Consider the following 14,173-nt stretch of genomic DNA (forward strand, 5'->3'; position numbering starts at 1 on the left):
CAGTGCAATCGTCGCGCTCTAATGGGCCAGCAATCCGTAGGCGATGACCGCGCATTCTGCCGCGATGATCGAGTACATGAAGGCGAAGAGCTGCGTCAGCCCGGCCTCGGTGTCCAAGTGCGTGTCGAGGGTGCGAAGAACTGTCATGGTGTGACCCCGCTCAGTTCGAGTGGCATTAGAGCAGGCTTCGGCTGCGTCATGAACGGCCAAGCTCCGGAGCCAATGCATTTTTCACGGTTCTGTCCGCCCTCGCACGAGCGGAGCCACGTGCCTCTAGCTCGTACAGCAGGCAAAGGTTCGTCGATGCTCGCGTCTCCGATCCGTCACGAGTCGAGATGCTCAGGATCGCGCGTCAATCTCGGATCAGGCACCGGTTCCCGCACTCGTGCTCAGGCATAATCGGGCAGCGGAGGTTGGAGATGTTGATTCAACTGGTGGTTGGATAGGTGCGAGCATCTGCAGCATCACGGTTCATTCCATCATGATGACGATAGTCATCAAGGTGGCCTGTGTGCATACGGATGTTCGCAGGTACAGCGGCGCTTCCCTGTCGTGGATCATGTCATCTGCCGTGTGTGTCCTGATGGCGCTGCATATCTTGGAAGCCTTAATTTGAGCGATGGTGTACGAGACCGTCGGAGTCGCTCCGGTCGGATCTGATGTCTTGTACTTCGCCTTCGTGAATTACACGACGCTGGGCTATGGCGGCGTCATACCGGTCGAACGCTGGCCTCTCATCGGTCCTGTCACCGCCATGAACGGTATCCTGCTGTTCGGGTGGTCGACAGCCGTTATCTTTGAGGTCCTTCGGCGAACCCTGATCCGCATGGACGAGATCGTGCATTGAAGTTTTCGGAGGCGACGACCCAGCCCGCCCGATCCCTCATGCAGAAAGCGTCGAAGCCCTGATAGGATTGGCTCTAGTGCCTGGCCAATTGCGGAGGGCCGCACATGACGAGCCTCGGATCGACAATGCAGGACTTCCGGAACGGCGCGCCGGCGGAGCTTCGTTTCGACGTCCCAGCAGGGCTCACGGCCGCGGCTGTCGTCCTCCCCAAGGCGATGGCCTATGCCACGGTGGCAGGGTTGCCGGTGGCGGTCGGCCTCTACACGGCCTTCGTTCCCGCGGTCATCTACGGTCTTCTGGGCTCGTTGCGTGTGCTCAGCGTGAGTTCGACGACGACGCTGGCCATTCTGACGGGGGCCGAACTCGGCAGCGTGGTGCCGGATGGGAATCCGGCACGGCTTATCGCCGCCACGGCAACGCTAACGTTACTCGTTGGCACGTTGCTTCTCGCGGCCAGGCTGATGAAGCTCGGCTTCGTTGCCAGTTTCATCTCCGTGCCAGTTCTGACGGGGTTCAAGGCCGGGATCGGGCTCGTGATCCTGCTGGACCAAGCTCCCAAGCTGCTGGGGCTCCATTTCGCGAAGCAATCGTTCTTCGCCGACTTGGTGAGCCTGGTCCAGCACCTTCCCGAAACCTCGCTGCCGACCCTGGCCGTCGCTGGGGCCACGCTGGCCGTGCTCGTCGGCATGGAGTGGCTCAAGCCGCATTCGCCGGCCCCATTGGCCACGGTCGCGGCCGCCATCGCCGCCTCCTGGCTGATGGGTCTCGCCGCATCGGGGGTCTCGACCGTCGGGACGATCCCGCAGGGCCTTCCCTCCCTGACCCTGCCCGACCCGACCCTGATCCAGGCGCTCCTACCCGGCGCCATGGGGATCGCCCTGATGAGCTTCACCGAGAGCATCGCCGCGGGACGGGCGTTCCTGGGCCCCGGCGATCCGCCTGTCGACGCCAACCGCGAGTTGATCGCCACGGGAGCGGCAAACCTAGGGGGCGCCCTGCTCGGGGCCATGCCGGCCGGCGGCGGGACCTCGCAGACCGGCGTCGTACGGGCAGCCGGCGGCCGGACACAGGCAACCTCGCTCGTAACAGCCGCAGCTGCCCTTGGCACGATGCTGCTTCTGGCCCCGATTCTGGGCCTCCTGCCGCAGGCGACCCTCGCGGCGGTCGTCATCGTCTACTCGGCCGGCCTCATCCAGCCAGCGGAATTCCGCGCCATCTATCGGGTACGGGGTATGGAGTTCCGCTGGGCGGTCGTGGCTGCGCTGGGGGTGCTTGTCTTCGGGACGCTCGAGGGCATCGTCGTCGCCATCGTCCTCTCGCTCGTCGGGCTCGCTCTCCAGACTGCCCATCCCCCGGTTTCGGTCGTCGCGCGCAAGCGCGGAGCCGATGTACTGCGCCCCCTATCGCCCGAGCACCCCGACGACGAGACGTTCGAGGGTCTACTCATCCTGCGGCCAGAAGGGCGTCTGTACTTCGCCAACGCGCAGAACGTGGGCGACCGGATCCGGGCGCTGATGGCCGCGCACAAGCCGAGGGTCGTCGTCCTCGACTTCAGCCGCGTGCCCGACATTGAGTATTCGGCGCTGCAGATGCTGCAGGAGGGCGCACGGCGGACCATCGCGACCCTGTGGCTGGTGGACCTCAACCCGGGCGTGCTCGACATGGTGCGGCGCGCGGGCTTAGATCGGGAACTCGGCCCGGACCGCCTGTTGTTCAATGCTCGAACGGCAATTGAGCGCTATAGGAAGCTTCACTCTCAATCAGCGCCTGAATAGGAAGACGCTGGGTCCAGCAAGCGTTGGGCACCCGGCGGTACCGTCGTGGCCGAGTCGCAGTCGCGTGCGGGCCAACCCCGCGGCCTCATGGAGGCAGCACCATCATGACCATGGGCTAGCCCGCGGGCCAGCGGCCGCAGCCCCGCTCCTGTCATTCCGATGTCTTGCGCCTCATGGCGAGCAGCGCTGGTAGGTGACGCCAGTCGGATCCTGATCGCTGTAGTAACGTCTGAGCGTCCCGTTCGAGGGCGCCATCAGAACCCGCACCTCATTGCCGGCCACAGCGTTCGCGCAGTCAAGGAGGAGGATCTGACGGTCACCGACCGGCCGGGCCGATTTGATCTGGCACGATGCCATCGGGGTCCTTAGGCGCTTGCCTGAGATCATGAAGGCGGGCGCGAAGACGTCGATCGGCTTCTTGAACGACGTCGCTTTACCCTCCGACGAATAGACATCCGCGCAGTCGCGCCCCTGCAAGACCCAAGCGCCCTGATAACCCGCAAGGCCGGCCTGGGCCGCGCGTACGGCCGGCACTCCGGTCGAGATGGCGAGGCCTAGCCCGAGCGCAGCGGCCCCCACGAAACTTGCAATTCCCATCGCGATCTCCTTCGACGGCAATACGTTCGTTATCAATTTCCCCAGGCAGGCTCCGCTGGCGCAACGCGCGAATGTCAATGGCGCAATCCTACCGACTGAAAGCTCTAAGTTGCCGGTACGAATAAAACGTAGAAGAGCTGCGACGGCTTCCGCTCCTTGGACGCGCCGATGTCGTTGGATGCGAAGTCACCGCAACCCCGAAGCATCCCACCCTCGATGATTGACCTTAGTCATAAGGACACGCTTTCGCCTCTCTGCGATTGCCGCGTGGTCGTCATGATGAGTGAGGCGCCCACCTTCGAAGGCCAAATCACAACCAGCGAGACTTGCTGCATCCTGCGCGCCGACCGAGCGCGAAGTGGCCACGAAGGCGGAGACCCTGACCCGCAGGGTTCATGCCCGCGGCGAGTTGATCGGCTTCAGCATCATGGGACCAAGCGCGACCGGCATCGGGCGGCTAAGGCCTACCTTGAGGATGTCCTGATCGAAGTAGCGCGGCTGAGCATCTGAGCGCGGTCGTTCGCTCTCATGGAGCGCCGCATCGCGGCCTTTGCCTGTCCTGTTGGATCAAGCGAGGCGCCCGGCGCGGTGTTAGCGTTCCCAACATCAAGGATTGATGCTGCGCGGACCCGATGGGCGGGCGTACGCCCCGGTCCGACGTGGCTCACCCAACTATGTTGTCCTCCGGCAAGGAGACGACCTCATGAAAGCGCTCCTGATCTCATCCGCGGCCTTCGCTGCCCTGATCCTGACCAGCGTGGCGGCCGACGCGCGCGGCTTCCGCGGCGGGGGCGGCGGCTTCCGGGGCGGTGGCGGCTTCCACGCTGGCGGCTTCCGCGGCGGTGGTGTGGGCGGTTTCCGCGGCGGCATCGGGCGGCCCGGCTGGGGCGCGGCGGGACCCATTGCTGGACGGGGCGGTTGGGGTGCGGGTCGGATTGGCGGGGGCTACGGCGGATATCGCGGTTATCGCGGCTACGGGTGGGGCGGCTATCGTCCCTACGGCTACGGGCTGGCCGCGGCCGGGCTCGGTGCAGCCGCAGCGGCCGGCTACTACGGCAGCGGCTACGGAGGCTGTGGGCCATACGCCACCTACGACCCCTACGCCGGCGTCTGCACCTCGTACTGAGGAGCCGGGCATTCGGGCGTCAGCGCAACCATGAGACACGGCGGCTGGAAGCGTGCGGCGCGCTGATGCCGAATGCTTCCGCCTGAAACAAGCCATTCGCTCGCGTCAGAACAGACATAGTACCGTGCTTGGGTAGGAAAATGGACGCTATTGTCAAAGACCGGCGGCAGCCCAAGCGCGCGGCGCAAAAGCTCGACCTCACCCTGATCGACGCTTACTGGCGGGCGGCGAACTACCTGTCGGTCGGCCAGATCTACCTGTACGACAATCCTCTGCTGAAGGAACGGCTGACCAAGGAGCACATCAAGCCCCGCCTGCTCGGTCACTGGGGCACGACCCCGGGCCTGAACTTCGTCTATGTTCATCTGAACCGGCTGATCAAGAAACACGATCTTGATATGATCTACATCACCGGGCCGGGGCACGGCGGGCCGGGCCTGGTTGCGAACGCTTATCTCGAGGGGACCTACAGCGAAGTCTACCCGCACATCTCCGCCGATACCGAGGGCATGAGGCGCCTGTTCAAGCAGTTCTCCTTCCCCGGCGGGATCCCGAGCCACGTCGCCCCCGAAACGCCGGGGTCGATCCACGAGGGCGGCGAGCTAGGCTACTCCCTCTCGCATGCCTACGGGGCGGCCTTCGACAACCCCGACCTCATCGTCGCCTGCGTGGTCGGCGACGGTGAGGCCGAGACCGGGCCGCTGGCGACGAGCTGGCACTCGAACAAATTTCTCAGTCCAGCAACCGATGGAACGGTTCTGCCGATCCTGCACCTGAACGGGTACAAGATCGCGAACCCGACCGTCTTGGCCCGGATCAGCCACGAAGAGCTCGAACACCTCTTCCGCGGATACGGATACACGCCCTACTTCGTCGAGGGACATGAGCCGGCCGAGATGCATCAGCTCATGGCCTCCACGCTGGACGCGGTGCTGCGGGACATTCGGCGCATCCAGTCCGACGCGCGCGACAAGGGTTTCACGGGCCGCCCGCTCTGGCCGATGATCGTTCTTCGGACGCCCAAGGGATGGACGTGCCCGAAGGAAATCGACGGGCGGCGCACCGAGGATTACTGGCGCTCGCACCAAGTGCCGATGGGCGAGATGCACGACAACCCCGCCCACGTGCGCCTCCTAGAAGACTGGATGCAATCCTACCGGCCCGCCGAGCTGTTCGACGAGGACGGCCGGCTGCGCCCCGAAATCGCCGAGCTTGCGCCGACGGGCGAGCGCCGCATGAGCGCCAATCCGCATGCCAACGGCGGCGCTCTGCTCCGCGACCTCCGACTACCGGATTTCCGCGACTACGCGATACCGGTGACCGCTCCCGGCGTCGCCGTGGCGGAATCCACGCGCGTGATGGGCCGCTTCCTGCGCGACGTCATGGAATTGAATGCCGAGGCACGGAACTTCAGGCTGTTCAGCCCGGACGAGAACAACTCCAACCGCTGGCAGGACGCACTCGAAGTCACAAACCGCGCCTGGGTGGCCGAGACCCTGCCGTGGGACGATCACCTCGCGCCCGACGGCCGCGTGATGGAGATGCTGAGCGAACATCAGTGTCAGGGCTGGCTCGAGGGCTACCTGCTGACGGGCCGGCACGGCTTCTTCTCATGCTACGAAGCCTTCATCCACATCATCGACTCGATGTTCAATCAGCACGCCAAGTGGCTGAAGATCTGCAACCACATCCCGTGGCGGCGCCCGATCGGTTCGCTGAACTACCTGCTGTCGAGCCACGTCTGGCGCCAAGACCATAACGGGTTCAGCCATCAGGACCCAGGCTTCATCGATCACGTCGTGAACAAGAAGGCAGAGGTCGTCCGCGTCTACTTGCCGCCCGATGCCAACTGCCTGCTCTCGGTGACCGACCACTGCCTGCGGAGCCGGAACTACGTGAACGTCATCGTCGCGGGCAAACAACCGGCGCCGCAATGGCTCACGATGGATCAGGCGGTCAAGCACTGCACGGCCGGGCTCGGGATCTGGGAATGGGCGAGCAGCGATCGCGGCAGCGAGCCGGACGTGGTGATGGCCTGCTGCGGGGATGTGCCGACCCTGGAGACGCTCGCGGCCGTCGACCTCCTGCGCCGCCACGCTCCGGATCTCAAGGTGCGCGTCATCAACGTCGTGAACCTGATGAAGCTGCAGCCCGAGACGGAGCATCCGCACGGCCTGTCGGATCAGGACTTCGATGCCCTGTTCACGACGGACAAGCCGGTCGTCTTCGCCTTCCACGGGTACCCGTGGCTCATCCACCGGCTGATCTACCGCCGTCACGGCCACCGGAACTTCCATGTGCGCGGCTACAAGGAGGAAGGCACGACGAGCACGCCGTTCGACATGTGCGTGATGAACGACATCGACCGGTTCCACCTGGTCAGCGACGTCATCGACCGTGTGCCGGGCCTGGCTACCCGGGCGGCCTACGCCAAGCAGGCGATCCGGGACAAGCTGATCGATCACCGGGAGTACATCGGCCGGCACGGCGACGACATGCCCGAAGTGTCCGGCTGGTCGTGGAGCCAGACGGCGCCGGCGCGCGGCGCCAGCTCGACGGAGAGCGACAATGTGTGAGGAGGGGCGCCGCGACCGGCGTCGAGTGCAGTGAGGCCGGCGCTCACCGCGGCGATCTTCGACGTGGACGGCGTGCTCGTGGATTCGCCCCACGAGCGCGCGTGGCGAGAGGCGCTGGCGGGGTTCGCCGACCCGGCAGGCTTCACCACCGCGTTCTATCAGGCCAACGTTGCCGGAAAACGGCGCCTCGAGGGCGCGCGGACGGCTCTGGAGCAGCTCGGCGGGCCCGAGGCCGCCGCCCGGACCGCGGAATACGCGGACAAGAAGCAGGCTCTCATCGACCGGTTGATCGAGGAGGGCAGCTTCGAGGTGTTTCCGGACGCCATGCGCTTCGCCGCCGCGCTGAAGGCGGCCGGGCTGCGGCTGGCGCTTGCCTCTTCGTCGAAGAACGCCGCGGCGATGCTGGCCCGACTGAAGCTTCCGGACGGGCGCACGCTCCTCTCGCTGTTCGACGCCGATCTCAGCGGCCGGGAAGTGCCGAGGGGCAAGCCGGATCCCGCGCTCTTCCTGCTCGCGGCCGAAGCCGTGGCGACACCGCCGGCGCAGTGCGTGGTGGTGGAGGACGCGCCCGCCGGCATCCGGGCCGCGCGCGCCGGTGGGATGACCGCCCTCGGGATCGCCCGGCTCGGCGACGAGGCGCTGCTCCGCGAGGCGGGTGCCGATCTCGTCGTGACGAGCCTCGATCAGGTCGAGCTCGCCGCCCTGGCCGAGGGCGCGCTGCGCACCCGGGCCGTCACGGAGACCGCCGCAGATGCTTGAGGTGCTTCAGCCGACAGAGGAGCCCGGTTGGGTTCTGGCGCACGAAGGCTACAGCGTGCTCACGGAAAGCGCCGTCGAGTCGCGCTTTGCTCTCGGCAATGGGTTCCTCGGCATGCGCGCCGCGCGCTCGACGAGCCGAGGGCCGACTTGGGCGAGCTGGCTCGGCTACATCCGATGGGCCTCTTGGCCGCGCTGCTACGTCGCTGGGCTCTTCGATATGCCCAACACAGAGCCGCCCGTGCCGGCGCTCGTGCCTGTCGCCGACTGGTCGCGCGTCCGCCTCATCCTCGATGGAGAGCCGCTGGTGGCACGCGAAGGAGAGATGCTTCACGGCATGCGCCGACTCGACATGCGGCGCGGCGTGCTGCTCTCCGAATGGACGCACCGGACATCGGCGGGCATCACCGCGACGGGCCACGAGCTTCGCCTTCTATCACTGGCGGACCGCGCGGTGGGGCTGCAGCTGCAGCGGATCGTCCTGGACCGGGACGGCGTCGAAGTCCGCCTCGAAGCGAGCTTCGGGCTTGCCGGCCTCGGCATGGAGCCGGTGCGACTTGAGGACGACCTGGGCACTTGGCGCACGGAAGGGACCGGCAAAGCCGTCGCGATGGCCGGCGGCGCCGAGCTGCGCCTCGACGGGACCTCGATCCTTCCCGAGCGTCCGTTCCCGCTGCGGTGGATCTTCCAGTGGCGCTCGAAGGCCGGCCAAGTTGCTGAATTCTCCCGCCTCGTCACCGTCGCGCGGGCCGATCTATCGGCGGAAGATCCGGCTCCGCGAGCCGTGGCCGCGCTGGAGCGCAGCACCTCCGTGGGTTGGCGCGCCCTCCTCCAGGCGCATGAGAACGCCTGGGATGCGCATTGGAGCGAAAGCGGCATCCGCATCGACGGCGACGACGATCTGCAGCGTGCCCTACGGTTCGCCGTGTATCATCTGACGAGTGCCGCGAACCCGAACGACGACCGGGTGTCGATCGGCGCGCGTGGCCTGACCGGCGATGCCTATTTCGGCCACGTCTTCTGGGACACCGAGACATATCTCCTGCCGTTCTACACCGCGGTGTGGCCGGAAGCGGCGCGCGCGCTGCTGATGTACCGGTACCACACCCTGCCCGGCGCGCGTGCGAAGGCTGAGCTCTGCGGGTATCGAGGCGCGCTCTACCCCTGGGAGTCGGCCGACACCGGCGCGGAAACCACGCCGGAATCTGTGCTGGGGCCCGACGGGAAGCCGATCGAGATCCTGACTGGCAAGATGGAGCACCACATCAGCGCCGACGTCGCCTACGCGGTCTGGCATTACTGGCGCGCCACCGCCGACGACGACTTCTTCCGCGATGCGGGTGTGGAGATTCTCCTCGAAACAGCTCGTTTCTGGGCCTCCCGAGCTGTCGTCGAGGCGGATGGCCGCCGCCACATCCGCCATGTAATCGGGCCGGACGAGTACCATGAGGATGTGGACGACAACGCCTTCACCAACGTGATGGCACGCTGGAACATCTCTTGTGCTCTGGAAGCGCTGGACCTGCTGCGGCAGCGCTGGCCTGATCACGCCTCCGCGCTCCAGAACAGGATCGCTCTAGACGACCGCGAACTCGACGACTGGCGGGACGCGATGGGGCGGATCGTCACCGGCCTCGATCCCGCGACCGGATTGTACGAGCAGTTCGCCGGCTTCCACGCATTGAAGCAGCTGAACGTGGCGGACTATGCCGACCACGCGCTCCCGATCGACGTGGTGATCGGCCGTGAGCAGACGCAAGGCTCGCAAGTGATCAAGCAGGCCGACGTGGTGGCGCTGATAGCCTTGTTGCCCGAGGCGTTTCCCGAGCAGGGAGCGGAGACCAATTTCCGCCACTACGAGCCGCGCTGTGCCCATGGCAGCTCATTGAGCGCGGCGATGCATGCACGCGTGGCCGCGCGGCTCGGAGACGCCGAGATGGCTCTCCGGTACATGCGAGAGACGGCCTCCCTCGACCTCGATCCCGATCCGAACAGTGCCGGCGGCATCCGAATAGCCGGGCTTGGCGGGCTGTGGCAGGCTGCAATCCTGGGCATCGCGGGTCTGAATCTCGCGAGCGAAACCCTGGAGCTGGATCCCAGGCTGCCGCACCAGTGGAGCTCCTTATCGTTCAGGGTCTGGTGGAGGGGCCGGTCCGTGAGGGTCAATGTCGCCGGTGATGTAGTGGAGGCGACGCTCATCGAAGGTGACGAGATGTACATCACTGTTGCAGGCCTCAGGCTGAACGTGAAACCTCGGTCAACACTGCGTGTTGACCTGTCGTCGGAGGCCTTTCGTGGCGTAGCGGATGTCGATGCATAGCTTAGCGCGCTGACCATCCAGTTCGAGGCGCATCGGCAATGGTCAGCCAGCGAGGGAGAGCAGGCCAATGATCTGCACGCTGAAGACCTTCACGATGGTCATCGAGGGGAAGATCATCGCGTAGCACACGTCCGGCCGCTCGGTCGGGGCCGTGCGCGCGGAGTAGGCCAGAATCGCAGGATTGCCCGTGGCGCCGGAGGCGACGCCGAGCAGATCATCGAACGGGATTCCGAGCAGGTAGAAGCCGGCGAGCAGCACGATCGCCACGGTGGTTAGCAGCACCGCCACACCGATCAGCAGCATCAGCGGTCCGGTCTCCGCCACGGTCGTGACGAAGGCCTGGCCCGAATTGATCCCGACCGTTGCCAGGAACAGCGTCAGGCCGAGATTGCGCAGCACAATATTCGCGGGCAGCGGCATGACCCAGCTGAGCGGCCCAGTGCGGCGAAGCCTGCCGAGAATCAGCGCCACGATGAGCGGGCCGCCGCCGATGCCGAGAGTGACAGTGCCCACACCCGGCACCGGGATCGGCATCAGGCCGAGAAGGACGCCAAGCACCATGCCCAAGCCGACCGAGACATAGCTGAATTCCGCGGCCGCCTTCACCGTATCGCCGAAATGCGCGCGCGCAGCGGCCACTTGATCAGGTGCCACGAGGACACCGACCCGGTCACCCATCTCTAGCATCAAGTCCGGCGAGGGCATCAGGTCCATGTCGTAGCGTCGGACATGTAGAATGCGGATCGGCACGTCAGGCGGCATCGGCAGCTCGGCCAACCTCACACTGGTCAGGGCCGGCTTCGAGACGAAGAAGCGCTGATAGGTTAGGTCGCCACGATCATTGGCAAGCCGGCCGCGGTCGATATGGCCGAGCGCCGAGGCGACCTCGTCCACTGCCACGGCGCGATCGGCCGCAATTAGGAGCGCGTCGCCGGGATGCAGTTCGAGCTCCGGATCGGGCAGCCGATTGCGGTGCTCCTGCCGCACGCCCGCGATTTGCACGCCGTCCGGGAGCGTCGCCATGACCGCGCCAAGCGTGGCGCCGGCTACCGGCAGGCGCTCGACCGTGACCTCGCCGAGGTGGAAGCGGGCGGGTTTCGGCGGAAAGACCGGCTTCACGCGCCGCGTCATGAAGTACAGGCAGAGGATGGGGCCGATCACGCCGAACGGATAGGTGACCGAGTAGCCGATGGAGGGATCCCGGTTTCCGATCGTGTCGATCGCGGCTTGCAAGGCCGCCGTGCTGACCATCGATCCGGCGAAGATACCGAGCGTGTGGCCGAGCCTCACTTGGAAGATGGCGCCGAGGCCGAGCGCCACCAGCAGGCCAGCGATAACTGCAACGGCCGCGAGCAGGTTGTAGATACGCCCGGGTCCCGACAGGCCCTCGAAGAACTGGCGGCCGTAGAGAATGCCGATCGCGTAGAGAAACATGATCAGCCCGACCAGCCCGAGAGGCCCGGCAATCTGTACCTTCGGTGCGATGGCACCGATGAACAGGCCGACGAAGAGCACTGCCCCCACGCCGAGCGAGAAGTCCAGAAATCTGACCTGGCCCACCGCATAGCCGAGGCCGATAGCGAGGAAGAGCGCAAGGATCGGCTGTGTTCCGATGAACTCGCTGATTGAGGCCGTCATGGGAAGCTCTCCGCTTCAGTGCGTGAACCCCGCCAATCCGGACGATCTCCGGCGCAGTCCGCACCTGCGCTGGTCGATGGGGCGGCGCTACCCTCTTTCGGATCTGACCATCCGCTGACCCTCATCGGCTTACATGCTGGTCAATTCGGTTGGCTGGAACGAGAGCGTCCGCCTGCGGCTGGCCGAGCGGGCGTGTCAGAAGCGGCTCCGCAGAGGAGAGGATCAGATCCTCACCGGCGTGCGAGAAACTCAACTGCTCGCCGTTCAGAAGCTGGTAGGTGGCCGACGCGTGGTCGATCTCGATCCGGAACGTCTGTCCTCTCACGGTCAGGACGAGCTTCAGGCCCGACCATGAGTTCGGCAGGATGGGATTGAACGAGATGCGGCCCTCACTGTCGCGCAGCCCGGCGAAGCCGTAGGCGAGGGCGAGCCAGGTACCGCCAATCGCGGCGACGTGAGCACCGTGCATCATGTTGCCGCCGATATCCGACATGTCCATCGCCGCCGCGAAGTCAAAATACTCGATCGCCTTCTGCCGGAGTCCGATCTCGTTCGCGACGATGCTCTGAATGCAAACCGACAAGGATGAGTCGTGCGTCGTCAGGGGATCGTAATATTCGAAGTTCCGCTTTTTCTCGTCCCGCGTGAAATGGTCATTCAGCAGAAACATGGCCATCACGGTGTCCGCCTGCTTGATCACCTGAGACCTATACAGATTCAATGGATGGTAGTGTAGCAGAAGCGGATAATTTTCTGATGGAGTAGCCGTGAAGTCCCATCTCTCCAGATCAAGAAAGTCATCATCCTGGGGGTGGACTCCGAGGCGCTCATCGTAGGGCAGGTACATCCGCTCGGCCGCGTCGTCCCACTGGCCGAGCTCGGAACGTTCCAGACCCGTACGAGCGACCAGCGCAGCAAACCGGTCGGGGTGCAAGCGCTCGAGAGCCCGGACGGTTTGGACGGCGTAGCGCAGGTTCGCCCGCGCCATCAGGTTGGTGAAGCAGTTGTTGTTGACGATCGCAGTATATTCGTCCGGTCCGGTGACGCCGTTGATGCAGAAACGGCCACCTTTGACGTCGGAGAAGAAGCCGAGATCGAACCAGAGGCGCGCGGTCTCGATCAGGATCTCTGCGCCGTAGCTCCAGAGAAACTCCTCATCGCCGGTGACCTCGACGTATTTCCGCAGCGCGTAGGTGATATCGGCGTTGATGTGGTACTGCGCAGTTCCTGCCGCGTAGTAGGCTGACGCCTCCTCACCGTTGATCGTCCGCCAGGGGAAGGTCGCTCCGCGGTGTCCCAGCTCGCGCGCGCGCGCCCGCGCCTTGTCCAGCATGTCGTAGCGAAATTTGAGGACGCTGCGAGCGATTGAAGTGTTCGTATAGATCAGGAACGGCAGGACGTAGATTTCCGTGTCCCAGAAGTAATGTCCCTCATAGGTCCGTCCGGTCAGGCCCCTGGCGCCGATCCCGTGCCCTTCCGCTCGCTCGGAGGCTTGCAGAAGCTGGAAGAGATTCCACCGGATCGTCTGCTGCGTTCTCGGATTGTCGCTCTCCACTGTCACATCGGCCCGCGCCCAGAAGCGCTCGACATCGCTCCTCTGGCGCTCGAAGATCGCCTGAAACCCATGCTTCGTCGCGCGGTCGAGTGTGGAAGCCGTCTGGAACAGGATCTGGGCGGATTCTGAGTCGCCGGAATAGTGATAGCTCAAGTACTTGTAGATGCGCAGCGGCTTGTTCCGCGAAAGCTTGCAGCGGAATACGACGGCAACAAAATCATCGTCGCCGGCCATCTCGCTCAGAACTGAGCACTCGGTGAAGACGCTGTGGTCCATGCCGCAGCCGAGGCTCAAGCCGGAGCTTCCGGTTCGGTAACTCAGCATCGCCCGCAGGCCCTCGGATCGTGTCCCTGTGGGGTGTAGAACCCGGCCGACAAAACCCTCTGCGAGGCGGGGATCCGCTGTATCGGCGCTCAACGGCTGATAGTTCTCGAGCTCCGATGAGACCGCGACCTCGACGTCCGCGTCCTCGGCGGTAAGTTCAAACTCGATTGCGGCGAGATGCCGATGCGCGAGTGAGACCAGCCGGACCGTTCGCATGCGCAGGCGCTTGCCCGTGGGAGACACCCAGCGGACATCGCGGTTCAGCGTGCCGGCTCTCAAATCGACGGCGCGCCGGTAGTCCAGAATTTCCGCGCGCGGCACGACGAACGGCTCGTCTTCGACGAATAGCTTCAGAGCCGTGCCATTCGGGCAGTTCAGGATGCTCTGGCCGACGGTCGGGAAGCCGTATGCATGCTCACCGTAGGAGATCGGCCGATGTTCGTAGAAGCCGTTGAGATAAGTGCCCGCCTCTCGGACCGGCGTGCCTTCCTCCACGGCGCCGCGGATGCCAACATACCCGTTCGACAGAGCAAACATCGTCTCGGCCTGCCCGGTCAGTTCACGGGCAAGTCTCGCGTCGTAGCGGGTAGCCTCGAACGCCCAGGGGTTCGGCGGGAAGATGTCTTCGGGCGGGATGTAGCGCGGGCGCAGCATAGATC

The 14,173-nt window shown here is 65.1% G+C and carries 10 protein-coding genes; 6 read left to right on the plus strand and 4 right to left on the minus strand.

Going from position 1 to position 14,173, the window contains the following annotated elements; translation table 11 throughout:
* Positions 1-18: 18 nt before the first annotated feature.
* Positions 19-147 (minus strand): hypothetical protein, encoded by a 129-nt coding sequence (locus J2X36_RS03770; RefSeq protein ID WP_310346346.1) that lies wholly within the window; start codon positions 145-147, stop codon positions 19-21.
* A 472-nt stretch (positions 148-619) separates the two neighbouring features.
* On the opposite strand from J2X36_RS03770, the gene J2X36_RS03775 reads away from it, so the two are divergent.
* Positions 620-847 (plus strand): ion channel, encoded by a 228-nt coding sequence (locus tag J2X36_RS03775; protein WP_310346349.1) that lies wholly within the window; start codon positions 620-622, stop codon positions 845-847.
* Positions 848-951: 104 nt separating this feature from the next.
* A complete protein-coding gene (locus J2X36_RS03780) occupies positions 952-2,622 on the plus strand; it encodes a SulP family inorganic anion transporter (RefSeq protein ID WP_310346352.1) in 1,671 nt (556 codons plus the stop codon).
* 171 nt (positions 2,623-2,793) lie between these two features.
* Here J2X36_RS03780 and J2X36_RS03785 read toward each other — a convergent pair whose 3' ends face one another.
* Complete coding sequence (locus tag J2X36_RS03785; protein WP_405029721.1) at positions 2,794-3,219, minus strand: hypothetical protein; 426 nt, start codon at positions 3,217-3,219, stop codon at positions 2,794-2,796.
* 703 nt (positions 3,220-3,922) lie between these two features.
* On the opposite strand from J2X36_RS03785, the gene J2X36_RS03790 reads away from it, so the two are divergent.
* From J2X36_RS03790 to J2X36_RS03805, 4 genes are all read left to right on the plus strand, one after another.
* Positions 3,923-4,345: a hypothetical protein gene (locus J2X36_RS03790; protein ID WP_310346356.1), complete on the plus strand. Its 423-nt coding sequence runs from the start codon at positions 3,923-3,925 to the stop codon at positions 4,343-4,345.
* A gap of 140 nt (positions 4,346-4,485) precedes the next feature.
* On the plus strand, positions 4,486-6,921 hold the full coding sequence (locus J2X36_RS03795) for a phosphoketolase family protein (protein ID WP_310346359.1): 2,436 nt from the start codon (positions 4,486-4,488) through the stop codon (positions 6,919-6,921).
* Positions 6,922-6,951: 30 nt separating this feature from the next.
* On the plus strand, positions 6,952-7,680 hold the full coding sequence (locus J2X36_RS03800) for an HAD-IA family hydrolase (protein WP_310346362.1): 729 nt from the start codon (positions 6,952-6,954) through the stop codon (positions 7,678-7,680).
* Positions 7,673-9,997: a glycosyl hydrolase family 65 protein gene (locus tag J2X36_RS03805; RefSeq protein WP_310346365.1), complete on the plus strand. Its 2,325-nt coding sequence runs from the start codon at positions 7,673-7,675 to the stop codon at positions 9,995-9,997. Before J2X36_RS03800 ends, J2X36_RS03805 begins: the two co-directional genes overlap by 8 nt.
* Positions 9,998-10,039: 42 nt before the next feature.
* Here J2X36_RS03805 and J2X36_RS03810 read toward each other — a convergent pair whose 3' ends face one another.
* Entirely contained in the window at positions 10,040-11,635 is a 1,596-nt protein-coding gene (locus J2X36_RS03810; protein ID WP_310346368.1) for a TrkA C-terminal domain-containing protein, read from the minus strand.
* Between the two features lie 121 nt (positions 11,636-11,756).
* Positions 11,757-14,168: a glycosyl hydrolase family 65 protein gene (locus J2X36_RS03815; protein ID WP_310346371.1), complete on the minus strand. Its 2,412-nt coding sequence runs from the start codon at positions 14,166-14,168 to the stop codon at positions 11,757-11,759.
* Positions 14,169-14,173: the final 5 nt, after the last annotated feature.

It is taken from the genome of Methylobacterium sp. BE186 (assembly GCF_031457035.1).
GTDB classification, from domain to species: domain Bacteria; phylum Pseudomonadota; class Alphaproteobacteria; order Rhizobiales; family Beijerinckiaceae; genus Methylobacterium; species Methylobacterium segetis.

Excerpts from the sequence above, each read along its gene's own strand:
- J2X36_RS03770 (WP_310346346.1), bottom strand. The coding sequence starts at position 147 with ATGACAGTTCTTCGCACCCTCGACACGCACTTGGACACCGAGGCCGGG.
- J2X36_RS03775 (WP_310346349.1), top strand. The coding sequence starts at position 620 with ATGGTGTACGAGACCGTCGGAGTCGCTCCGGTCGGATCTGATGTCTTG.
- J2X36_RS03780 (WP_310346352.1), top strand. The coding sequence starts at position 952 with ATGACGAGCCTCGGATCGACAATGCAGGACTTCCGGAACGGCGCGCCG.
- J2X36_RS03785 (WP_405029721.1), bottom strand. The coding sequence starts at position 3,219 with ATGGGAATTGCAAGTTTCGTGGGGGCCGCTGCGCTCGGGCTAGGCCTC.
- J2X36_RS03790 (WP_310346356.1), top strand. The coding sequence starts at position 3,923 with ATGAAAGCGCTCCTGATCTCATCCGCGGCCTTCGCTGCCCTGATCCTG.
- J2X36_RS03795 (WP_310346359.1), top strand. The coding sequence starts at position 4,486 with ATGGACGCTATTGTCAAAGACCGGCGGCAGCCCAAGCGCGCGGCGCAA.
- J2X36_RS03805 (WP_310346365.1), top strand. The coding sequence starts at position 7,673 with ATGCTTGAGGTGCTTCAGCCGACAGAGGAGCCCGGTTGGGTTCTGGCG.
- J2X36_RS03810 (WP_310346368.1), bottom strand. The coding sequence starts at position 11,635 with ATGACGGCCTCAATCAGCGAGTTCATCGGAACACAGCCGATCCTTGCG.
- J2X36_RS03815 (WP_310346371.1), bottom strand. The coding sequence starts at position 14,168 with ATGCTGCGCCCGCGCTACATCCCGCCCGAAGACATCTTCCCGCCGAAC.